This is a genomic window from Emticicia sp. TH156, from assembly GCF_002855535.1.
GTDB lineage: Bacteria > Bacteroidota > Bacteroidia > Cytophagales > Spirosomataceae > Emticicia > Emticicia fluvialis.
In genome coordinates this window covers 215,483-238,147 of record NZ_PKRS01000001.1, presented here as the reverse complement: position 1 = coordinate 238,147, position 22,665 = coordinate 215,483, and the positions used below count along the sequence as shown (strand labels likewise).

Here is a 22,665-nt window from a genome sequence, read left to right as displayed (position 1 = left end):
AGAATAGTCAATAGTATGGCAGCTGCATCATCTGGTTAGTTAAAAAATATGAAAATAACAGTTATTGGTGGCGGAAGTTGGGCTACGGCTATCATAAAGATTCTGAGCGAGAGCAACGTATATATTAAGTGGTGGATGCGAAACAGCGAAGATGCAGAGCATATCAAGCGCCTGCATCATAATCCGCATTACCTCAGCAGTATTGAAATTCACCCGTCTAAAGTGAAGCCTTATACCAACCTGAAAGAGGCATTGCGCGATACAGAATGGGTAGTGCTGGCGGTTCCGGCGGCTTTCCTGACAGATGCCCTCAAGAATATTAATCAAAGCCACCTGAAAGGTAAAAAGGTTATATCAGCAATTAAAGGAATGATTCCGGCCACTAACCAGCTTGTAACCGACTGGATTGAAGAAACATACGAAGTGCCGGCAGAGAATATTGGCGTAATAGCCGGCCCCTGTCACGCAGAGGAGGTAGCATTAGAGAAACATTCGTATCTGACCATTGCGTCTCCTAACCTAAACCTGGCCGGCGATTTTGCTGATTTACTGCGTTGCCGTTTTGTGAGTGCCTCTGCCCTGGGCGATTTATATGGGGTAGAGTATGCGGCCGTTATGAAAAATATTGTAGCGCTGGCTTGCGGAATAACGCACGGCCTGGGTGGCGGAGATAATTTTCAGGCTGTAATGGTGGCCAATGCCATGCAGGAAATAAGCCGCGTGGTACAGGCCATAAACCCTATGGAACGCGACCTGAGTGCATCGGCCTATCTGGGTGATTTACTGGTTACTGCCTATTCTCAGTTCAGCCGTAACCGTACTTTTGGTAATATGATTGGCCGCGGATACAGCGTGCAGGCAGCCCAGCTGGAAATGAACATGGTGGCCGAGGGCTATTATGCTGCCAGAAGTATATACGAAATGCTGCAGGATTACAAGCTGGATATTCCGGTTACTGATTTTACCTATAAGATTTTATACCAGCAAGCTCCACTTCGGAAAGAGTTTGAGGACTTAAAAGCCCGGCTGAAATAATAAGCCTGTAAAGTTTGTTTTACCTGACACCTGTTGAATGACACAATATGCCAACTTATGAACAAGTTTTTGAAAACAACCTGGCGTGGTTGAAAGAGAAAAAGGGCCGTAATCAGTCTTTTTTTGAAAATCTGGCAAAAGAACAGCGACCCGATTACCTGTATATTGGTTGCAGCGACAGCCGCGTTACGGCCGAAGACCTGATGGGCGCCGGGCCGGGTGAGGTTTTTGTGCACAGAAATATAGCTAATCTGGTAAATGCAACAGATTTAAACGTGATGTCGGTGATTGAATATGCCGTGCGGTCGCTGGAAGTAAAGCATATTATTGTATGCGGCCACTATAATTGTGTGGGTGTAAAAGCAGCCATGCAGCCCGTTGATATGGGATTACTGAACCCCTGGCTCAGGAATATAAGAGACGTGTACAGGCTGCATAAAGAAGAGCTGAACGCCATTAAGAATGTACCAGAACGTTATGACAGGCTGGTTGAATTAAATGTACAGGAGCAGTGTATTAATGTAATAAAACTGGCCAGTGTGCAGCAGCAATATCTTAAAAAAGGTTACCCTACCGTGCACGGCTGGGTGTTTGATATAAGAACCGGGCTTTTGAAGGATCTGAAGCTTGATTTTGTGAAACTTCTAAAAGGAATACAGGAAATATATTATCTGGGCGATTAAACCCGAAAGGCGCCTGTAAATGAGCCTTTCAGGTTCAGGCCTTGCTCATCAATCGGGTAACCATAAAAACCACACCTGATATAATACCCTGCACAGTGGTTAATACTCCCATACTCATGTTCGTTGCCTCAGATATCCCCTCTGTCATGAAATGATGGACGGTAACACTGATAGACACAAGTATAATGCCCATGAGAATAGCTGTAATGATGCTCTTCATGAAATCAGAAACTCTTGGACTCTTCCTTGCCAGATAGATACACCTGATGCTCAGATAAAGGGGTATAATGCAGATAACTACTGCGTAGGCTATTTCCATATACTTATAAGAAACTTCTGATTTTAGCAGCAATGGCGGCCAGTTCTTCTTGTGATATTTTTAATTTATGATTAAAGTTCATGTCGCTCATGCTGTTCATAGGTATCAGATGCACGTGTGCGTGAGGCACTTCCAGGCCTATAACCGCTACGCCAATCCGCTTGCATGGCACTGCTTTTCTGATGGCAGGTTCTATCTGTCTGGCAAATTGCATAAGGCCTGTGTATAACTCATCGTCGAGGTCGAACAGATAATCTATTTCTTTTTTAGGAATCACCAGTGTGTGGCCAGTTGCACACGGAAAAGCATCAAGAAATGCCAGATACTGGTCGGTTTCAGCTATTTTGTGAGAGGGAATTTCTCCCGCAACTATTTTCGAAAAGATAGAAGGCATAATGGTCTGAATAAATTTGTACGCAAGGTAACAAATTTTGAAGGATTGACTTTCAGAAGAAAACAAAATTAGGTTAATGTTACCGTTTATTTCAGTAAGTCCTGCAAAGCCGTCTCAAGCTCCGGATATTGATAATTAAATGACAACTCCTCTGCCATTCTTTTGTTAATGATATAATTGCCCCCCAGTAATACGGCAGACATTTCACCCAGAAGTAATTTAAGCACAAAAGCAGGTACAGCAGGCGCCCAAAAAGGGCGTTTTAAGACTTTTGCTGCGGTTGCAACAAAAGCTGCATTACGTATCGGAGCAGGAGCTACCGCATTAAAAGGCCCGGTGATGTTTTCATCTTCAATACATTGCAGATATAGCTGGCAGATGTCATCAATGTGTATCCATGACATCCACTGCCTGCCGTCGCCAAAGGACGAGCCAACACCCCACTTAACGGGCAACATCATTTTAGGTAAAGCGCCACCTTCCCGGCTCAATACCACACCTGTTCTTATACTGGCCGTGCGCCTGGCCGGGGTAAAGTTTCGGGTTTCTTCTTCCCATAACTTACAACAGTAGGCCAGAAAATCATCTCCGAAAAGGCTATGCTCATCCAGCCGGGCTTCACCGGTATCGGTGCCATAACAACTGATGCCCGAGGCCGAAATAAATCCTTTTATGCTATTGTTTTTTTCTTGAAGATATTTTTTGAGCAGCACAATAGGTTGAATGCGCGAATCAATAATTTCCTGTTTTCTTTCCTCCGTCCAGCGTTTGTCTGCAATGCCTGCCCCGGCCAGATGAACAATGTAGTCAATATTTTCAAGGGCTTCCGGCTCAATGTATCCGGCTGATATATCCCATTTATAAACTATTACGTCTTTGATGTTCTCTTTTTTACGGCTCAGATAAACAACCTGATGCCCTTTTTTTTGCAGCAGTAATGTCAGCCTTCGGCCAATAAGTCCGGTACCACCTGTTATTAAAATTTTCACTGGTTCAGTTGGTTAGTTTATATCCTTTCAACAGCAAAAACCATCAGATTGTTTAATTTTTAAAGGCATATTTCATTAACTTTGACAGTTTTTCAGCACCATAAACAGTTTTGTTGTTATACCAGAACCTAAAAAATGACACATCCCCAAGCCAAAGATTACCTTAAACTTCACCTGATTGTTGTTATTCTGGGCTTTACGGCCATTCTGGGCAGGCTGACTGATGTGTCTGCGTTAGGGGTAGTATTTTATCGCACCTTTCTGGCTTCGCTGGGTATGTTTCTGCTGGCTCGTTTTCAGAAAAGAAATATTCTGATACCATTGAAAGACAGCCTGCCGCTTTTGGGAGTAGGGGGTATTATAGCCCTTCACTGGATGTGCTTCTTTGGCTCGGCCAGGGCGTCTACTATTGCCATAAGTCTGGTTACGTTTTCAGTAACATCGTTTTTTACCAGCATAATGGAGCCGCTCGTCAATAAAACCAAAATCAGCTGGGTAGAGGTGCTGCTTGGTGTGTTGGTAGTTATGGGTATGTACTTTGTTTTTACGTTTGAATACCGTCACCTGACGGGCATTATAATTGGTATAATCGGCGCTTTTCTGGCAACTGTCTTTTCTGTTTTGAATGCTCAACTAACCAGAAAGTACGACTCACAAACCATTATTTTTTATGAGATGACAGGCGCCTTTGTTGCCTCTTGGGTGCTGATACCTCTTGTTATGTTAGCTGTTCCAGATACGCACTTTCAACTGATACCCAGCCCAACCGACTGGATATGGATTGCCATTTTGGGCCTGGTGTGTACGGTGTATCCATACAATGAAATGTTGAAATTACTAAAGAAGATTTCGGCGTTTACGCTTAATCTGTCTATTAACATGGAGCCCATCTATGGCATCCTGCTGGCGTATATTATTTTTGGAGAGAAAGAGCGTATGACCACCGGTTTTTATATAGGCGGCGTTTTGATTCTGCTTTCAGTAGTGCTGCATCCGTTTCTGAGAAAAAAGCAGCATTAAGCGGTAAAACAAAAAAGGTCTTCCAGCACGCTGAAAGACCTTTTTTGTAAAATAATCAGGAAATTATTTTTTACCGTAACGTTTGTTGAATTTATCAACACGTCCGGCTGTATCAAGCAATACGTTTTTACCAGTGTAGAATGGGTGCGAGTTAGAACTAACCTCTACTTTGTAAACAGGGTATTCGTTACCATCTTCCCAAACGATGCTTTCTTTGGTATTAACACATGAGCGTGTTAAAAATTTGTAATCTGACGACAAATCCCAGAAAACAACTGGTCTATAATTTGGATGAATATCTTTTTTCATTGATTTATTGATATTGAACTTCTAAAATTCGCTAAAACGGGTTGCAAAATTAGAAATATTTAAAAAGAAAACAAAGTATATTTAAAAAATATTGAATTTTCTTTTTGTTTATACGCTCTCCTATGTGCTTAAGCATAAGCCCATTGCAAAAGCTAGCTTAATACCTCGCGCAGAACCTGAAACGATTTTATTTCTCCGAAGTCTTCAACATGCAGCTTGTAGAACAGAATGATGGCTTCCAGCACATAGTTGCGAGCCGCCCGGCTCATAAGTACGGGTGTCTGATAGTCGGCCATTATCAGTTCGTTCAGCAGTGCCTTGTAGTCTGAATCAAACGGAATCATCATGTTTGCATCTCTTAACTGCATCAGAATCTCATCTGCATCCTGCGGAGAAAAACCCAGAAAAAACGAGAACTTTAACAAAAATATGAGGTGGAAATTCTCGAAGTGCTGCTCGGTTTCATCCAGAAAAATGAGCGAATGATAAAGAAACTCAAACAATGCCGGGTTCTCGCTGGTTTCTTTCAGGGTTTTGTTGAGCACCTCGTTTAAAAACATACCAATGCTCGACTTGTAAACGTCATAAGGAAGCGTTTTAAACGGAAACCCCGAATGGATTTCAGAGATACGATGTATCTCTTTTTTATCGTCATGATACAACACAAGGTCTAGCAGGCTTAGGGGTTGAAAAAGCGCAATTCTGTTTTTGCCTTTGCTGCTGCGCACCCCGTTTTCTATATACGACTGCACCCCGAATTTTTCGGTGTAAATTTTGGCAATTATTGACGTTTCTCGGTAACGTATATAATTAATGACTATTCCCCGGGTTTTGTGCAGCATGATACAATAAGAAAAGAAACAGGAGTATCCAGAGTATATCAATAAAATGCCAGTAGATACTGATTAATTTAAGTTTTAGCTGATTTGGCGGGTTTACGCTGTATACATAAGACTCCACGTAATCCAGACGTTTGAAGGCGTCGCGGTTGGCAAAACCCAGCGCAACGATACCACCCAAGGCATGAACCAGATGCAGGCCGGAGAGTATGTAAATAAACATACCCCCTGTATTGTTGCTCATTGTAATGCCGCGCTCAAGCATCTGTTTCCAGCCCAGGCCCTGCAAAATAAGAAAAAGTACGCTACACACCAGCGTGAGGCTTATATTGAGCCGGTAGCTCCTGAAACGCTCTTCTCTGAAAGCCTTATTGGCCCAGTGAAGTGTAGAACTGCTGATCAGAATGATGGCCGTGCTACCCCAGAAAACCCCGGGTATTTTTAAGGGAACCACTCCGCTGGCGGCTTCTTTAGAAATAAAAACCAGAATAATGAAGAAAAACAGTAAACCGCTGCTAACTATGAACAGATACAGCATGAATGCAAAGGGTTCACGGCGTTTTGTGAGTTGTTTCAGCATTTTTCTTTGGTTTGGACTAACTATCAGTTGAGAAATCCCTGCCACACCGCAAAGTCCGGGAATTGAGTCTTCAGATCTTTTTCTGTCTCAAAAATACCGTAAACCGTTGAGCCTGAGCCGGTCATAGAGGCATATAAGGCGCCTTGCTGATACAGCGTTTTTTTGGTGTCGGCAATGGCCGGATACTTTTCTGACAGTTTCTTTTCAAAATCGTTTTTTATAAGACCCTCCCAGGTGCTTATGGGTTGCATCAAGGCCTCTTTTAATGAGACCCCCGGCTTTTGGGGTATTACCCCGCTGTAGGCTTCGGCCGTTGAAATATGAATGGCCGGGTTCACAATTACAATGTATTTACCCTTTAAATTTAACGAAAATTCTTCAAATTCATCTCCTTTATGAAAACAATATATCGGACGGTTTTCTATAAAGAATGCACAGTCTGAACCCAACTGCCGGGCAAAATGCTGCAAACCTGCAGTAGACAGCCCAAGGCTGAAAATTTCGTTCAGAATTTTAAGGGCAAAAGCACCGTCGGCTGAGCCTCCTCCCAGGCCGGCTCCCATCGGTATAACCTTGTGCAAATGAAAGGCCGCTGCCTTACCTGCCAGTACAGGTTGGCTGCTGGATAGCAAGTGCCAGGCTTTCAGGCATAGGTTATTAGACTGGTCGCCGGGAATAGGCAGCCCTGAACTTTCGAACCGAAGCTCTTCAGCCGGAATAATCTCCAGCGCGTCGCACCAGTTAACAGGATAAAAAACGGATTCTATATTGTGGAATCCATCGGGTCTTTTTTCTACAATATTTAACCCTATGTTTATTTTGGCATTTGGAAAACTAAGCATCTTCAGAAATAAAATTCAAAGTTAGCAGCGTTGTTCAGAATTGTAGCAATTCAGTGCGGATTTATCATTTTAACCATTTGCCGATAGTCAGGTGCCAGGTTGGTGTATTGAACGATTCTCTGAAGGGCATAAACCCTGAGCGGAAAAATTATTTACCCAAAACAGAGAACTTCTGCCACCGGTAATGGGTTAAACCTTTACCTAGTTTAAAATCTGTTTGTTTGAATGTCGTCTCATCACATTGTTAGAGAAAAACAGGAGCCTGCTCTGATTATTGCCAACGGCGAAGCTTGTAGTTTTGAATTGCTTGGCCAATTGCTTGAGTGGAGCCCGTTTGTGGTTGTACTGGACCAGGCCATTCACAGAGTGCTGGAGCTCGGTATCAAGGTTGATGTGCTGATGGGGGATTTTGATAAAGCCCTGGACCTGGAAGAAATTGAAAGGATTCAGTATCCTATTGAAATTATTCATACGCCTGACCAGGAAAAAAACGATCTCGACAAGGCTTTTGAGATGTTGATAACTCGTGGATTCCCCGCCGCTAATGTGGTGTGGGCTACAGGGCGCAGGGCAGACCATTCCATCACTAATATGACCAACCTGGTGCGTTACAAAAGTAAACTTCAGATAGTGATGATTGATGATTACTCTGTAATTTACCCGCTGCTGCCCGCCCCCGGTGTTTTTGAGAAATGGTTTTCAAAAGGCACGGCCATATCTTTGATACCTATCGGAACAGCAGAAGGTGTACGAACCGAAAACCTGTTGTATAAGCTTGATAATGAAGCGCTTGTATTGGGCTATAGAGCAGGGAGCAGTAATGAGGCCGCAGAAGACGGCCTGGTGCGTATTTCTTATCAATCGGGCGATTTATTGTTGATGGAATGCCGCGATTACGCGTCTTTTGTATGATGTGGATAATTTTTCAGAATTTTTCTTTTTTTCTGAAAATAGAAATTTTACATTTGTTAATGTAGCTTTGAACCTAAATACTGCATATAAATTACGCGGGAAAAGTCAAGAAAAAATACGTCCATTTTTGTGTAAAACATTGTGGAAAACTTTTTGAGTTTGACTTTTTCGATTTCTTCGAAAACTAACTGATTGATTATTAGGTCTTAACATTTTCTTAATATTGCGCTTTTTTGCTTTTGCTAAATAAGGTATAGATATTAGGTTTTCGCAAGCCTGTAGATTTTGTTAATTTTACATACTCAAAACTTTTTGTTTGAGTGCTGGTACAACTTTTGCAATCTGTAAATATAGTCTGGCTGCTTTGAGGTTTCAAGGCCGCAAGCCTGCAAAAACAGGCGGCCAAGATAACTGAAAACGTTATAATGCTGTAATTTTTAAACGTGTCTGGGCCGTTTGTGCTTGGTCAGAATTGTTTTTTTTGAATCCAAACCCCTTACAGAGACGACCTTATGTATGTAATTAAACGAGACGGCCGCCGAGAGTCGGTAAAGTTCGACAAAATCACTGCTCGTATCGAGCGTTTGTGCTATGGCCTTGAGCCGGCATTTGTCCAACCCGTTGAAGTAGCCATGAAAGTTGTAGCCGGTATCTATGATGGTGTTAATACCTCTGAACTGGATAACCTTGCCGCAGAAACTGCCGCTTCGATGACCACAAAGCACCCCGATTACGCCATTCTGGCTGCACGGATTGCTATTTCTAACCTTCATAAAAATACCTTGAAGTCTTTTTCTGGTACCATGAAAATGTTGTATCAGTACGTAGACCCAAAGACCGGGCAAAATGCATCTCTGATTGCCAAAGACACCTGGAAAGTGATTCAGAAGCACGCAGCAACGCTTGATTCTGCCATTATTTATGATCGTGATTTCGGATATGATTATTTCGGATATAAAACCCTTGAGAAATCATACCTGCTTAAACTAAACGGTAAGATTGTTGAACGCCCGCAACACATGCTGATGCGTGTATCGGTGGGTATTCATGGAGATGATATTGATAGGGTACTTGAAACCTACGAGTTGCTGTCTGAGCGCTGGTTTACGCATGCTACTCCAACCTTATTCAATGCGGGTACACCTAAGCCACAGCTGTCTTCATGCTTCCTGTTAACCATGAAAGAAGACAGTATTACAGGTATTTATGATACCCTGCGCCAAACCGCGCAGATATCCCAATCGGCCGGTGGTATTGGTCTGGCTATACATGACGTACGCGCTACGGGTTCTTACATCAAAGGCACCAACGGTACATCTAACGGTATTGTGCCTATGCTGCGTGTTTTTAACGACACCGCCCGTTATGTAGACCAGGGAGGTGGCAAGCGAAAAGGTTCATTTGCTATTTACCTGGAACCCTGGCATGCGGATGTCTTTGATTTCCTTGACCTGAAGAAAAACCACGGCAAAGAAGAGTTGCGTGCACGTGACTTGTTCTATGCACTATGGATATCTGACCTCTTCATGAAACGCGTAGAGGCCAACGACACCTGGTCGTTGTTCTGCCCTCATGAGGCACCGGGTCTGTCAGAATGCTACGGCGAAGAGTTTGAGAAGTTGTACGAGAAATATGAGCTTGAAGGCCGCGCCCGCAAAACTATCAAAGCACAGGATCTATGGTTTGCCATCATGGAGTCGCAGGTAGAAACCGGTACGCCTTACATGCTCTACAAAGATGCAGCCAATAAGAAATCGAACCAGAAAAACCTGGGTACCATCAAATCTTCAAACCTGTGTACCGAGATTATCGAGTATACATCGCCTGACGAAGTAGCCGTATGTAACCTGGCCTCTATAGCCTTGCCGAAATATATAGTGAAAGACACGGTAACAGGCTTCCTGAAATTTGACCACGAGAAATTATATGAGGTTACGAAAGTAATTACCCGTAACCTGAATAAAGTTATAGATATTAACTACTATCCTGTTCCGGAAGCAGAAAAAAGCAACCTTCGTCACCGTCCTATAGGTTTGGGTGTACAGGGTCTTGCTGATGCGTTTATCACCTTAAGAATGCCGTTTGAATCTGACGAGGCCCGTCAGTTGAACAAAGACATTTTTGAGACGATATACTTTGCTGCCATGGAGGCATCGATGGAATTGGCCATTAAAGAAGGACCTTATGCTACATGGGAGGGATCTCCGATTTCGCAAGGTATCTTCCAGTTCGACATGTGGGGTGTTACACCAACGTCAGGTCGCTGGAACTGGGAAGTGCTTCGTGAACAAGTGAAGCAAAACGGTGTGCGCAACTCATTATTGGTAGCTCCGATGCCAACGGCATCAACCAGCCAGATATTGGGTAACAACGAATGCTTTGAACCCTACACATCAAACATTTATACCCGACGTGTATTATCGGGTGAGTTTGTGGTAGTAAACAAGCATTTGTTGAAAGACCTGGTGAAAATCGGCTTGTGGAACGATACCATGAAAAACAAACTGATTGCAGCGAACGGTTCTGTACAGGCAATAGCCGAAATTCCGCAAAATTTGAAGGAAATCTACAAAACAGCGTGGGAAATTAAGCAAAAAACCATTATTGATATGGCGGCCGACCGCGGCGCATTTATCTGCCAGAGCCAGTCGCTGAATATCTTTATGGAAAACGCCAATTTCGGTAAGCTTACCTCAATGCACTTCTATGCATGGAAAGCGGGTCTGAAAACCGGTATGTATTACCTACGCACCAAGGCTGCTGCTGATGCTGTTAAATTTACGGTAGACAGACAAGCCATTGCTGAAGTAGTACCGGCCGTTACAACCGTAGAGGAAAAACCTCTTGATTATGCTAAATATGCCGAAGAACAAACGGCTAAAGCTGCTGCCGCCGCTACTTTTAGTGGTGACGGAGACTATCAATACGCTGCTATGCAATGCTCGCTTGATAACCCTGAAGGGTGCGAAATGTGTGGCTCATAAGGATTCCGACTTCTTTCTTTCTTAATCATTCAGTGAAAACCACCTTGCAAGAGGTGGTTTTTTTCATTGCATAAAGTTATTTGTAATAGGTATCCCGAAACCACTTTTTCAATGCCTTATAATCTGGATTGTCTTTAGCTTTAAACCAGAGCTCCTTAAATACCTGTGCTGCCTGTGCTTTTTCGTTTGTAAGCGCATCCGCTTCCTGTGGCAATACCTTATTATCTTTAAACTTACTTCCGCTTGAATAGGGATACTCTAAGGGTTCATCTTTCCGGTTGTCTTGTGCATACTTTTGTCCGCTGGCGTGGTTGGCATAGCGCCGTGCACGGGTAAAACCCATTTGCAGGTATTTACGGGCCATATCTGCCCCTACAAAGTCTTTTTCTTTCAGGTATTTTTCAAACTGCTCATAAATGGTTTTGCTCGATTCTCTGGCTAGTTCAACGGTTTTGAACCGCCATAGCGGAAGTAATTCCGATTTGTAGGGTTCTACCAGTAATACGCCTTGTTCTCCTACACCAATGCGATACAGTTCAGGATTTTTCCGGAAGTCAGTAGTTTTAAAATCTAAGTTGTAGTTAAAGGCATGCATGGATTCATAGAATTGCTATTTTAATAACCATTAGCATGTTTTATTGTTTATCTCAGCCCAAAATCATATCGTTTATCTACTACGCGTTTCAGCAGGCCTATCTGTCTGCAATGCCATAAGGTGTGTTTAATGTTCCAGTCGAGGGCTTCAAATTTGGTTTTGGAATTAAAAATATTATGTTTAGTCAAATAAATCTATTGTTTTAAAGGCATTTAATCGATATCTATTATCCATTAGAGTTTTATCAAATAATTCTATAGCTTCCAGTTTATTAGAGATTTCATCTTCTCCAAATCTGTAATAACAAGTCAGTATTATTTGAAGTAAATCGTTGTCATAGTGGTCATCATTTGGAGAAAATTTGTCAAAGTTCTTAATTAAATCTAAACACTCAATGGGGAACTTATCACAACAGCTCAATAAGTAGTGATAAAAATACCCATGCTTAATTTTAATCACATTAGAGCGAGAATATTCTTTTAGAAATGGTAAAACAGTCATAAAATATTCAGGCTTTAGTCTTAGAATTCCTCTATTATATTCGTCTGCAATTTCTTTGTCATTTTCATTAATATACCTAAGTAATATATTAAATGCTTTTGTATCTAAATTTTCTGTATCATTCTCAACTAAACACTCTAATGCGCAATAGATAATTTTTATTTTGCATTTATGATATTTTTCTAAAGTAGACTCAAGAAGTGGGAGTGCTTTTTCATTATCATCAAGCCAGCAATAGAATAGACATTGAGAAATATCACCTTGCAAATCTTCATAGTTCAACGCTAATCTGAAGTAGAATTCTATATCATCATAATATTGAAAAGAGAATTTATTTGCTGTACTAATAGATGCTTTTAATACGGCTTCATTTTTAGTATTGTTTTTTATTATTGATTGAAATATACTTAATGTTTTACCAGAGTTCAGATAAATAAGTTGATGTAGTTGATGAACAACAGCAACACGCACAGCATCAGTTTTATCATTTGCTAAGACCTCTACAGTGGTAAAAATTAAATTTTGGTGTTCGACTGATTTATAACAATAGTTTAATTTTTCAGCAATAGACCCTCTTACTGAGTTTATCCCACTCATTAATTTATCAGTACTATTTTCGTTTTGTTTTGGATCAAAATGTGTTTTAGCATGATAGGAAAGGAAGTCAATAATCTCTTTATCCACAATGTCATTTTTAATAAAGTATCTTATTATCCAAGTAGCATATAGTATGGTATTCCTATCCTTAAAACTCCACATGGCTAGTTTAAATATTCTTTTTACTTCATTTGGGTTATGATTCGCCTCAATTAAGCCATTAAAGCCTTCAATAACGTAATGTCTGCTAATAAGGAATTTGTTAATTATATCTTCAATAAGAGGGAAAAAAAAGTCACTTCTTTCTTTAACTTGTTCTTTAAATGCTCTGGAATGTTCCAAGAGAGACCCTTTAAATGAGAAAGGGGCTCTTTGATAGTCATCGTGGTAGATTAAAAAGGTCTTTTCCCAATCTTTAATAGACATTTTATTATAAGCATTTGACGGAAGGGGTGCTGTTATAAATTTAGCGATGGGATTTTCAGGTTTTTCATCTTTATTCTCTCCAAACTTTCTATTCAGTTCTTGTTGCAATTTCTTTAAGTGTGTGTTTTTATTGATTTCATCAATAGGTATTATATTAATATATTTATATTTAGTTTTGCCACTGAGGTGTAAATAATGTTTTCTTACACCTTCACGAATAAAAATATCTTTTTCATAAGCTAATTGAATAGAAAGAATAATTTCGTTTATGCGTTCTTTTTGAGAGTTATTAAAATCAAGATATAAGATGGTAATCAATCTTCTAATTTTATAATGTATTTTTTCGTCTATAGTGAAGCCTTTTTTCTCATTAAAAAACAATACAAAATTGTAAACTTCATCTTTATAAATTTTTGGGTTAGATAAAAAACCATTTATCAGTAATTCTAAAATTGTAATAGAGTTGTTTTGGGAATGTGTGCGTATAAAGTTTCTGAAAATTAATGAGTTACATTCTGCTTGTTTCTTAACAAAATCACTGAACATACCAATTAATGATCTATTGCCTTTATCATTATCTCTCCATATACCAAAAGCAAAATCTCGTTTAAGGGCAGTATAGTTACAATCATACATTCTCAAGGAGATTAACTTTTCAATCAAGCATAGTATAAATTCAAAACTTTGTTGTGGTGCGCGATCAAATAGTACTTTTAAAAGCTGTCGTTGTTCATGTTTAAAATTTGAAAGTATATCCGATTCTTGACTTGTTTTATTTACACTGCCTTCCAAAGTAGCATTAAATTTTTTAATAACCCACTCTGGTTTAAATGAAGAAACGTCTTCCATCATGTAACAGAATTGATAGATTTGAGTCTCTTCGTGTTTAGCATTTTCATCATATAATTGATATGCTAAATCATTGTCCCATATTTTTAAATCCGATAAGATATTAACTATAAAATCTCTTTTATTACCAAATTCAACAATATTATTTTTTAATATATCAAGGATAAAATTTCTTTCATCTGGTAGGTTCCTTCGTAATAACCAAGAGCAAAGATTCTGTTCTCCGGCCTCTATTAGATGGCTATAAATGTTTTTCTCAGTTAAGAACTTTAGCCACTCAAGTCCTATAACGGTCTCTAAAAAATAGGTTTTAAGAAGTGGATTTGAAAAGACATTCTTTTCAACAATTAGTTTTTCATTTTGGGTTATGGAAGTTTGAAAAGCAAGTGAATTAATTACCAATAATTTGAAATGAAACTTCACTTCATCGCTAGTAAGAATAGAGGTGCATGATTGGTAATATTCAAGTTTATTTGTGTCTTTCTGTAAGTCTAAAACAGTTCTTATTATAGGTCTAATTTCTAAAAATTGACGATTTTCAATAATGTATTCTAACAAAGTTTTCTTTTTTGCAATAAAGCTTTTTGCCAAAGCGTACTCAAAGAATTTTGAGTGAAAAAACTCTATTTCATCTGTGTGTTCTCGAAGGATACCACAACTCTTCAAATATTTTAATTCTTCATAATAGTCGTCTATAAAAATCTCATCAGAAGTCAATAAACTACCTTGAGAACTTAATTCTGCACAGATACCAAAAGTTAACTCACTACATCGATTGTTTGATATTTTAAACAACTTCGGGCAATTGGTGATTTTTTGTCTCCACAATTCTTTATAAAGAGAGTTCAATGTTGTCAGTTTATTAACATCAATTTTAGCGTTGTTTATTTTACTGAAGATATTAAGGTTGTTTGGAATCGCAAGTAAGAGTCTTAGACTCTTTGGGAGTTCGTCATATTTAATTCCTTTTTGCTTTAGAAGGGGGGTGACATCAGCCTCAGTTAGTGGACCTACTGTTATTTTGTTGTATTGATTAAGTTCTTTTAGTTCTATATCTGTTTCTAAATCTACTTTTCTTATTGAAATAACGATTCTAACATTTTCTTTCTTTTCTAAAGCAGAAATTAAGGTTCTATATGTATTCCAATTATTATTTTTTGTACTTTGGAAAAGAGTGATAGCATCAATTTGATCAATAAGAAGAACTACTTTTTCATATCTAAAGCTTAGCGTATTTATTTGTTTAAAAATAGAATCTTGTAAGTTTAACTGGTCTTGCAAGGAATTCAATGAACTTAAGTTTTCGTACTTATCAGATTTAATACCTAAAACGGGGACTTCAGATTGATAAAGTCTATCATATAAATCTTTCATAATGCCACTTTTACCACACCCGGCCTCTCCAACTAAGATATAAACATTATGATTCTTTCTGTCATTTTGATTTGGAGCATTTATCTTGTCGTAAAGTTGATTTACTTCATCTCTCAATATGTGAGAATCAGGAATACCATCAATAGAGTTGCTACAATTGGCAACATATCCTGATGCAATTGAAAAGTCATTCAGAATCTGTTCAATAGGTTCATCAGTATATTCTGAATACTTGGGATTATTAGTAATTAAATGTTTATTATAATCTTTGTTAAGCCAACTATTAAGTTGGATAGAATTTAGAGGTTCAATAACAACTTTTTGAATTATATCAGTTATTTGCTTTTCGAGCTCGAGAATTGAAGTATTACCAAATGCAGTTTTGAGCGTTGAATAGTTAGATAGAACCTTATTAATTACTTTGTTCAAATTAGGAATTTGACGGTTATCTGACCTTGTAAAATCAAGGACTTCATTATTAAACCCGTAAGGTGCTACAAAATAATAATAGAATTCTCTAGCTTCAATAAACAAATTGTCATCTATACCATATAGAATGAATTTAATAAACTCATTAAGAAAGTCATTTAAATTCGTATTCTTCTTGATTAGCTTACATTGAATTACTCCAACTAGCTTATCATTAAAGTAGAGCATTGAATCTTTTCCTTTTTCTCTTGTTTCTGGCGAAGGAGTTACTCTATTGTATTTTCCATAGTAATCTCCAAGCTTTGATGCAGATTCATTACGAAAAATACAATAAACTAAGTCAGAGAATTCTTTATCATTTATGGAGAAGAAATTGAATTTTTTAAAAGAATCTATAGCGGTTAAAACACTTTCATCCATTTTAGTCACCAAATTTTGAGTTATTCCTATTATGATATTTAGAAATAAATATACAAAAAATGAGTGACAAAAACTTAAACCTAATCATATCGGTTATTTATGAGAATTCTCAATCCTTCACAGTACCCGTTACACATTGGAAAAGCGATTGCGCTAAACCACCCCAGATAGCGCCAAAGAAAGATTTGGTCCGCGGGCGCTTGTAATTGATAGTGCCTGTTTTTAGTTGATTATTCTTACGGGGGTTAGCGTCTTTTAAAACCAGATTATTAACTATAAAAGTCGGCACCGCACGCTTTTTAAAGAGCCGGAATCTCGGTTTTTTTTCAACCGTCTCTTTATCTACCTTCAGAATAGTGGCTTTCAGGTTTTCATAATATAATATACCTGTGCCGGTAACGCGGTAATCATCAGCTTTCAGCCTGAAAACATATTTGTTTATCTTTAACGACTGCACACTTACCTTGGTTAGCGCCACAGTTATATTGTTAATAGAAGTACCCTCAAAATTGCCCAGCTGACCCTGACAGGTGAAATCTCCCTTTTTTGAAGGAATATTAAAAGTAAATGCCACATTAAGGCTGCCGCGATTCATGAAGTAGCTATGAAACTGTGCCCGCATAATGGCGTCTTTAGCCAGTGGCAGGCTGTCGTTTGTAACATTGGTAATCTTACCATTAATCCGGTTAAAGCTAATGAAACCTGTCAGTTTTGCCTCTGGGTCATACTCTGAATAAGTAACTTTTGTATCATTGATAAAAACGGTATCAATATTCAGCGGTAAATCCAGTTTTCTAAGCAGCTGATGCGGATATTCGCCTGTTTTATCCCGCTGTAAAACAGGGTAGGCTTTATTCTTGAATATCTTCACAAGACCGCTGTTAATGCGCAAAGAGCCTGCATATAGCTTATTGTCCGGATAGAGCATTTCAGGGTGTATATCTTTAATAACAATATTGCGCAATATAACCTCTGCCCGGTTGCGCCCGCCTGATAATTTAGCATAGGCCATTTCGCTTGCTTTGGGTTTCAAATGATATTCATCTATTGATAAATGCCTGCCTTTAAGCGAGAAGACTATGTTTTTGAAAGAGTGGTCGTTTAACTGATTTTTAGTGGGTAATTCTACCGCCTTAATGGTGAAAGTGTAATCATCGGCATATAATACCTTCTGAGAAGGTTTTTCAGATAATGAATCAATCAATACATTCTTAATCTCAATATCAAGATTTTTAACTTCACTTTTCTTACGGCGGGCAGCCTCACGGTTTTCGTAAGTAAAGTTTACGTTGGTTAAAACCACCAGGTTAATCTGCAATGATTTAACAAACTTCGATATTAACTGATAAGGTGTTTTCCTTTCAAGAGAGTCGAGCGTTTTATTGTATATCTGGCTTTTATGAAGAACTGTAATAGTTGGTTGCTGAACACTGACGGTGTTCATATCCAGAATTTTTTCAAAGACTACCTCAAGCGGATTCACCCCTGTTAACTTCACCGTTGGCACATCAATAAGCAAAAGGTCGTCCGGCGCTTTTTTTATGGCATGCAGTCTTTTATAAATGAGGGTGTCGGGCTTAAAATGTGCGTCGGTAATCACAATTTCACCCAGGCTCGGATTATACTTTATGTCAGCAAACGAAATATAATACAGCCTGTTAGTGGCTTTCAATACACCCTTCTGAACGCGGTCGGCAACCAGAGGTTTCAAAAAGAAATAACCACCGATGGTCAATAAAATCAGTAGAACTACAATGCCGATTACGATTCCAATTGCAATTTTTTGCCATCGATATTTGATTGTCATAGCAGTGGTTGATTAAAAACAGAAGGGCTGTATCGTTAAGAATACAACCCTTTTTATGATGTCAATTTAGTCTTGCGAAAGTATCAGTGCACTGTATGGGCCTACCGATATCTCTGCCATAATGGTGTTGTCTTTAATAATGGCTTCTGCTTCTGTGCATTCTGTATGAGCAAAATCATCACCGTAAACCCCGGCATCACCATTAAAGCGTACGGTCCATTTCCCCTCAGCAGGGAACCGAACCGGGTAATCTGTTCTGGCCTGATGCGAGAAATTGAGTATTACAACAGTTGAATCTTTACTTCCACCGTTTTGCCATCTCTGAAACGCCAACAGCTTGGCGTCATGGTCACAAGCCAGAAGTTCGGTATGCTGCCCCATTAGTCCGGCGGTTACACCAGACAGATTACGGCGCAGGTGTATTAAATCTTTATACATATTTGATATCCCCGAAACCTCATTAAGGCGGTTCCAATCCAGTGGGTCAGTATCCTGAAACCAACTGTCTTCCTGTATTGTCTGGCCTTGAAATATCATCGGGATACCAGGCGAGGTAAGCACCATAACCGCCCCCAAAGTAGCTTTTTTACGTGCATACCAACCGGTTGCATTACCGGGTTCAACCTCTTCTGCTACCCTTGATTTACCGTTAGCAACTTCGTCATGCGACTCCGTAAAAATCACTCTTCGCATGGCATCGTTACTATACCTGTTTAAAAGTGCCGAACAAAGCAGATTCATGTCAATGTACTCGTCAGAAGCCTGTGTCAGCACATTCCTTAAGGGGTGCACAAAATCGGCATCCCATTGCGCGCCATATCCCAGCCCGCCAGACTGCACATTATCTGTTATGAAATCATGCCCATGCATATCTTCGGCTATTACCAGGGCATTCGGGTATCTCTCAAGAATGTCGTTATTAATCCATTTAATCATGTTCAGCCCCTCCTGCAAATCATGTGCGGGGTTGCCGTCTGCATGTACGTTTCTTATATACGGTACCATGTCCATTCTCAGGCCATCTACTTTATAATCATCCAGCCACATCAGGGCATTGTCTTTTATATAGTGGCCAACCTCGGGGCGGCCGTAGTCAGGGCGGGTGTCACCCCAGGGGGTTGACGACCGCCAGTCGTTATAAAAATAGATGCCCCCTTTACCGTTTTCCTGCCAGCCGTCAAACTGCCACAAGTCAAGATCTGAAGGGCCAAAATGGTTATATACTACATCAAGAATAACTGCAATGCCCAATTTATGCGCTTCTTTGATAAAATCTTTAAACGCTACCGGGCCGCCGTATTCGGTTTCAATAGCGAAAGGATGTGCCGGGTTATACCCCCACGACAGCCCCCCTGCGAATTCGAACGGAGGCATTATTTCTACTGCGTTTATGCCCAGTTTTTGTAAATAGGGAAGTTTTCTGATAGCATCATGAAAAGTGCCAACGGTATCGGTCTTACTACGGTTAAATGTGCCGATGTGCAATTCATATATTACCAGATTATTCCATGAGGGAATCTGGTAATTAACATTCTCCCAATTGTATTTTTTCGGATTATAAACAATCGAATTCCCTACCGAACTGGTTACCTGCCTGGCGTAGGGGTCATTTTTGTAAAGATTCAGCTCACCATTCTTAATAAAAAATTTGTATTGGTCTCCTTCTTTCGCATTTTCTACGTTTACACCCCAACAGCCGTTCTCACCGGCTATGAGCGGGTTTGCTCCTTCGTTCCAGTCGTTAAAGTTTCCAACGACCGACACATAGTCGGCATGCGGAGCCCAAACCCTGAAGAAAACGCCATGTTGATGGGGGGTAGAACCCATCTCATTGATGTAAATTTCGGTTTGTTTTTCTATGTTGTGCATATTTTTAAGTAGAGTTAATATTCCTTATATATATCAAAAACTTATGCCATCATATTTTTCAGGTTTTTGAGTAAAATCATCCACAATAACTCTTGCGGCGCAGAGCAATAAAAAATAAATGTTTATATTTGATTGCTGCATAAACGGCTATTATAAAACAAACCTAAGCTCTGGCATTGCTTGTGACACTTCTTGATATTTGCTGCAGAAAAATTTCGATTCCCATCGCCTGGTTTTCGAAAAAGCTTCCGGCATTCATCTTTTTCATACTGTCTGGTGTATACTGCACCCGGGCACAGACACCCCCACGGCCTGAAATTAATCTGGATGAGTTCACACAGAGGCTGTTCCCGATGCAACAGGAGAACATACCCTATGAAGACCTATACGAACAGCTTTATCAGTTATACCAAAATCCGATAGACCTTAATACGGCTACCTATGAAGACCTGGCTTCTTTGTACATTTTATCAGTTACCCAAATTAAAAACCTACTGGCGCATCGTGCGGCATTTGGCCCGTTTCTGAGTTTATATGAACTACAGGCCGTTAAAGGTTTTGATTTACCTACTATTCAGCAATTGTTGCCTTTTGTGGACGTACGACCGAAATCAGGCAGGCAATTACCTAGCATAAACCGGGCAAATGATCACTATCTGGTTTTAAGAAGCGCACAAACCCTGGAAAAAAGCAAGGGATTTACCGCGAACAAATACGCGGGCACACCGCAGCAGTTGTATGTGCGATATCGCCTCAGTAGCCCTAAAGATTTTCAGTTAGGCTTTGTTGCCGAGAAAGATGCCGGAGAGAGCAATTACCTGGATTTTTACAGTTTTCATCTGCAGTTAAAAAATAAAGGCAAACTGAAAAACCTGGTTGTGGGCGATTATCAGGTGCAGTTCGGGCAGGGGCTGGTAGCAGGTGCCGGTTTTTTTCTTGGTAAAGGAAGCGAAGCCGTGACAACCATACGGCGTAGCAATATGGGTATAAGGCCGTATAGCTCTTTATTGGAAGGGGGCAACCTGAGAGGCGCTGCAGCCACTTATCAGCTCCGAAAAACAGACCTTACTGCTTTTTACGCTTACAACAGGCGTGATGCAAGCGTTGATGTGGCAGATGAAGAACCGGAAGAATACTTTAGCTCGGTACTTACCTCGGGGTATCATCGTACCGAAACTGAACTGGCACGGAAAAACCAACTAACAGAGCAGAATATTGGTTTCAATGGTACCTTCAGATTTACTAACGGATACATAGGCGCCACGGTACTGCACACCCGGTTTGATGCTGTGCTGTTGCGCAGGCCAAGACTATATAATAAGTTTGAGTTTACAGGTAAAGAAAACACCGTAGCTGGTGCCAACTTTACTTATACCTGGCAAAACTTCAATTTTTTTGGTGAAGCCGCCCAAAGCAGCAGCGGGGGCAAAGGCCTTACCGGTGGTTGGATAGCCGCATTAAGCAGGCAGGTTGAATGGGCCATACATTTGAGGCATTATGATAAAGATTTCCATAGCTTTTATGCCAATGCACTGGCAGAAGGAAGCCGGAATATCAACGAGCAGGGTATTTACATGGGTTTGAAGTATGCGCCCACCCAATCGCTTACTTTCAGTGGGTTTTATGACCGCTTCAAATTTCCCTGGTTAAAGTATCTGGTTGATGCGCCATCAAATGGGTACGATTACCTGTTGAGAGCTGCCTGGCAAATCAACAAAAAGGTATTGGTTTATGCGCAGTATCATACTGAACACAAAGGCAAAAACCTGCCGGATAATACCACCCCGACTGATATTGTGGTAAATACTCTCAGAGAGAATATTTTGGGTAATCTGGATTATTCTGTAAATCGGTCATTCAGATTGCGAACACGAGCGCAGGTGAACAGCTTTCAGTATGAAGGACGTGCGAAGTCAACAGGTTATGCGCTCATGCAGGATTTTGAGGGTTCTATAAAAAAATTAAACCTGAGCGGCCGGATAGCCTACTTTACCACAGACGATTACGATTCGCGCATTTATGCCTTTGAGAGCACGGTTCTTTATGCCGTTTCTTTTCCGGCCTATTATGGCAAGGGCATCCGAACGTATCTCACAGCCCGGTACAACCTGAACAAGCACCTAGACGTTTGGCTCAGATATGCCCGTACACAACTGCATAATCAGACAGGCATCGGTAGTGGAAACGATGCAATACCCGGTAATCACAAATCAGATGTTCAATTACAGTTAAGATACAGCTTTTAGTCTGCATCATTTTTATAGAATGATTTAACAACACTTGTGTTACTTACAGAATCATGCCATCCGCGGCTACCTATCAAAAAAGAGAAAGGTTCAAAAGGGATGTATCGGCATAGGGTTCTTATAAAGGCATTGCCCATCGATATAAACTCCCCGTCAGCGTTTACAATTGTAGACTTCGTAATCACCTTACCTACCGTGGTTTTAAAGCAGCCCTCAATTATGAAATAATACATAAAATAATTGAAGGAATAACTTAACTGGAAGAAAACTAAAGAAAGAAGAGGAACAGACTCTCTCAAATTATAGGGGAGGAAAGAAAACAATTCAGTGCTTATAAAGGTCAGGTAAATAATGGTAATCTGGTCTAAAATCATATTCAGGAGCCTGTTCGACTGGTCTTGCATGATAGACTTGGTATTACCTGCCGGGATTTCTATGGCTAATTTTGAGCGGATGTAAGAAAGAAGAACTATACTGGCCGGTATTCTCAAAATTAACTGACCCATAAACAAAAAGGAAGGTGCATAATCAGGATATTCAATATACGTTAGAAATGCTACTATTGCATGATAGATTTCGTCAAATAATATGATTATTAATAAGCAATTTAACAAAGTTAAGGAGCCCGTTTTTCGAAATCTTGATA

19 protein-coding genes are annotated in these 22,665 nt (G+C 40.0%); 6 read left to right on the top strand and 13 right to left on the bottom strand.

Annotated features, from left to right (window positions below; all coding sequences use genetic code 11):
* The first annotated feature begins 48 nt into the window (after nucleotides 1-48).
* Nucleotides 49-1,035 (top strand): NAD(P)H-dependent glycerol-3-phosphate dehydrogenase, encoded by a 987-nt coding sequence (locus C0V77_RS01015; protein ID WP_101724449.1) that lies wholly within the window; start codon nucleotides 49-51, stop codon nucleotides 1,033-1,035.
* Nucleotides 1,036-1,082: 47 nt separating this feature from the next.
* Nucleotides 1,083-1,718: a carbonic anhydrase gene (locus C0V77_RS01010; RefSeq protein ID WP_101724448.1), complete on the top strand. Its 636-nt coding sequence runs from the start codon at nucleotides 1,083-1,085 to the stop codon at nucleotides 1,716-1,718.
* A gap of 34 nt (nucleotides 1,719-1,752) precedes the next feature.
* On the opposite strand, the gene C0V77_RS01005 is transcribed toward C0V77_RS01010, so the two are convergent.
* The 3 genes from C0V77_RS01005 to C0V77_RS00995 form a co-directional block, all read right to left on the bottom strand.
* A complete protein-coding gene (locus C0V77_RS01005) occupies nucleotides 1,753-2,037 on the bottom strand; it encodes a hypothetical protein (RefSeq protein ID WP_101724447.1) in 285 nt (94 codons plus the stop codon).
* 4 nt (nucleotides 2,038-2,041) lie between these two features.
* Nucleotides 2,042-2,431, bottom strand: a complete 390-nt coding sequence (locus C0V77_RS01000) for an HIT family protein (protein WP_101724446.1) — start codon at nucleotides 2,429-2,431, stop codon at nucleotides 2,042-2,044.
* Between the two features lie 86 nt (nucleotides 2,432-2,517).
* Entirely contained in the window at nucleotides 2,518-3,420 is a 903-nt protein-coding gene (locus tag C0V77_RS00995; protein WP_101724445.1) for a TIGR01777 family oxidoreductase, read from the bottom strand.
* Nucleotides 3,421-3,555: 135 nt separating this feature from the next.
* Here C0V77_RS00995 and C0V77_RS00990 point away from each other — a divergent pair, with 135 nt between their 5' ends.
* Nucleotides 3,556-4,440: a DMT family transporter gene (locus C0V77_RS00990; RefSeq protein WP_101724444.1), complete on the top strand. Its 885-nt coding sequence runs from the start codon at nucleotides 3,556-3,558 to the stop codon at nucleotides 4,438-4,440.
* Between the two features lie 63 nt (nucleotides 4,441-4,503).
* Here the strand turns inward: C0V77_RS00990 and C0V77_RS00985 are convergent, their stop codons facing one another.
* The 4 genes from C0V77_RS00985 to ispE all read right to left on the bottom strand — a co-directional run bounded on the left by C0V77_RS00985 (nucleotide 4,504) and on the right by ispE (nucleotide 7,010).
* A complete protein-coding gene (locus C0V77_RS00985) occupies nucleotides 4,504-4,749 on the bottom strand; it encodes a type B 50S ribosomal protein L31 (protein ID WP_101724443.1) in 246 nt (81 codons plus the stop codon).
* Between the two features lie 152 nt (nucleotides 4,750-4,901).
* Nucleotides 4,902-5,591 carry a DNA repair protein RecO gene (gene recO, locus C0V77_RS00980; RefSeq protein WP_101724442.1) on the bottom strand — a complete coding sequence of 230 codons (690 nt, stop codon included), beginning with the start codon at nucleotides 5,589-5,591 and terminating at the stop codon, nucleotides 4,902-4,904.
* The gene (locus C0V77_RS00975) at nucleotides 5,560-6,168 is read right to left on the bottom strand and encodes a cytochrome c oxidase subunit 3 (RefSeq protein ID WP_173830510.1); all 609 of its coding nucleotides are present in this window, start codon (nucleotides 6,166-6,168) and stop codon (nucleotides 5,560-5,562) included. Before C0V77_RS00975 ends, recO begins: the two co-directional genes overlap by 32 nt.
* 23 nt (nucleotides 6,169-6,191) lie before the next feature.
* Entirely contained in the window at nucleotides 6,192-7,010 is an 819-nt protein-coding gene (ispE, locus tag C0V77_RS00970) for a 4-(cytidine 5'-diphospho)-2-C-methyl-D-erythritol kinase (RefSeq protein WP_101724441.1), read from the bottom strand.
* 225 nt (nucleotides 7,011-7,235) lie between these two features.
* Between ispE and C0V77_RS00965 the strand changes: the two genes are divergently transcribed.
* Both C0V77_RS00965 and C0V77_RS00960 read left to right on the top strand, forming a co-directional pair.
* A complete protein-coding gene (locus tag C0V77_RS00965) occupies nucleotides 7,236-7,922 on the top strand; it encodes a thiamine diphosphokinase (RefSeq protein WP_101724440.1) in 687 nt (228 codons plus the stop codon).
* Nucleotides 7,923-8,434: 512 nt separating this feature from the next.
* Complete coding sequence (locus tag C0V77_RS00960) at nucleotides 8,435-10,906, top strand: ribonucleoside-diphosphate reductase subunit alpha (protein WP_101724439.1); 2,472 nt, start codon at nucleotides 8,435-8,437, stop codon at nucleotides 10,904-10,906.
* Between the two features lie 76 nt (nucleotides 10,907-10,982).
* Here the strand turns inward: C0V77_RS00960 and C0V77_RS00955 are convergent, their stop codons facing one another.
* From C0V77_RS00955 to C0V77_RS00935, 5 genes are all read right to left on the bottom strand, one after another.
* Nucleotides 10,983-11,501, bottom strand: coding sequence for a DUF4385 domain-containing protein (locus C0V77_RS00955; RefSeq protein ID WP_101724438.1), 519 nt, complete (start codon nucleotides 11,499-11,501; stop codon nucleotides 10,983-10,985).
* A gap of 47 nt (nucleotides 11,502-11,548) precedes the next feature.
* Nucleotides 11,549-11,689, bottom strand: coding sequence for a hypothetical protein (locus C0V77_RS00950; protein ID WP_216824389.1), 141 nt, complete (start codon nucleotides 11,687-11,689; stop codon nucleotides 11,549-11,551).
* Complete coding sequence (locus tag C0V77_RS00945; protein ID WP_101724437.1) at nucleotides 11,682-16,097, bottom strand: ATP-binding protein; 4,416 nt, start codon at nucleotides 16,095-16,097, stop codon at nucleotides 11,682-11,684. The genes C0V77_RS00950 and C0V77_RS00945 overlap by 8 nt, the downstream gene beginning before the upstream one ends.
* A 109-nt stretch (nucleotides 16,098-16,206) precedes the next feature.
* Complete coding sequence (locus C0V77_RS00940) at nucleotides 16,207-17,904, bottom strand: hypothetical protein (RefSeq protein WP_101724436.1); 1,698 nt, start codon at nucleotides 17,902-17,904, stop codon at nucleotides 16,207-16,209.
* Between the two features lie 66 nt (nucleotides 17,905-17,970).
* On the bottom strand, nucleotides 17,971-19,773 hold the full coding sequence (locus tag C0V77_RS00935) for an alpha-amylase family glycosyl hydrolase (protein ID WP_101724435.1): 1,803 nt from the start codon (nucleotides 19,771-19,773) through the stop codon (nucleotides 17,971-17,973).
* Nucleotides 19,774-20,126: 353 nt separating this feature from the next.
* Here C0V77_RS00935 and C0V77_RS00930 point away from each other — a divergent pair, with 353 nt between their 5' ends.
* Nucleotides 20,127-22,019, top strand: a complete 1,893-nt coding sequence (locus C0V77_RS00930; RefSeq protein ID WP_101725008.1) for a helix-hairpin-helix domain-containing protein — start codon at nucleotides 20,127-20,129, stop codon at nucleotides 22,017-22,019.
* Here C0V77_RS00930 and C0V77_RS22990 read toward each other — a convergent pair.
* Nucleotides 22,016-22,525 carry an RDD family protein gene (locus C0V77_RS22990; RefSeq protein ID WP_158237856.1) on the bottom strand — a complete coding sequence of 170 codons (510 nt, stop codon included), beginning with the start codon at nucleotides 22,523-22,525 and terminating at the stop codon, nucleotides 22,016-22,018. The two genes, C0V77_RS00930 and C0V77_RS22990, sit on opposite strands and share 4 nt — an antisense overlap.
* Nucleotides 22,526-22,665: the final 140 nt, after the last annotated feature.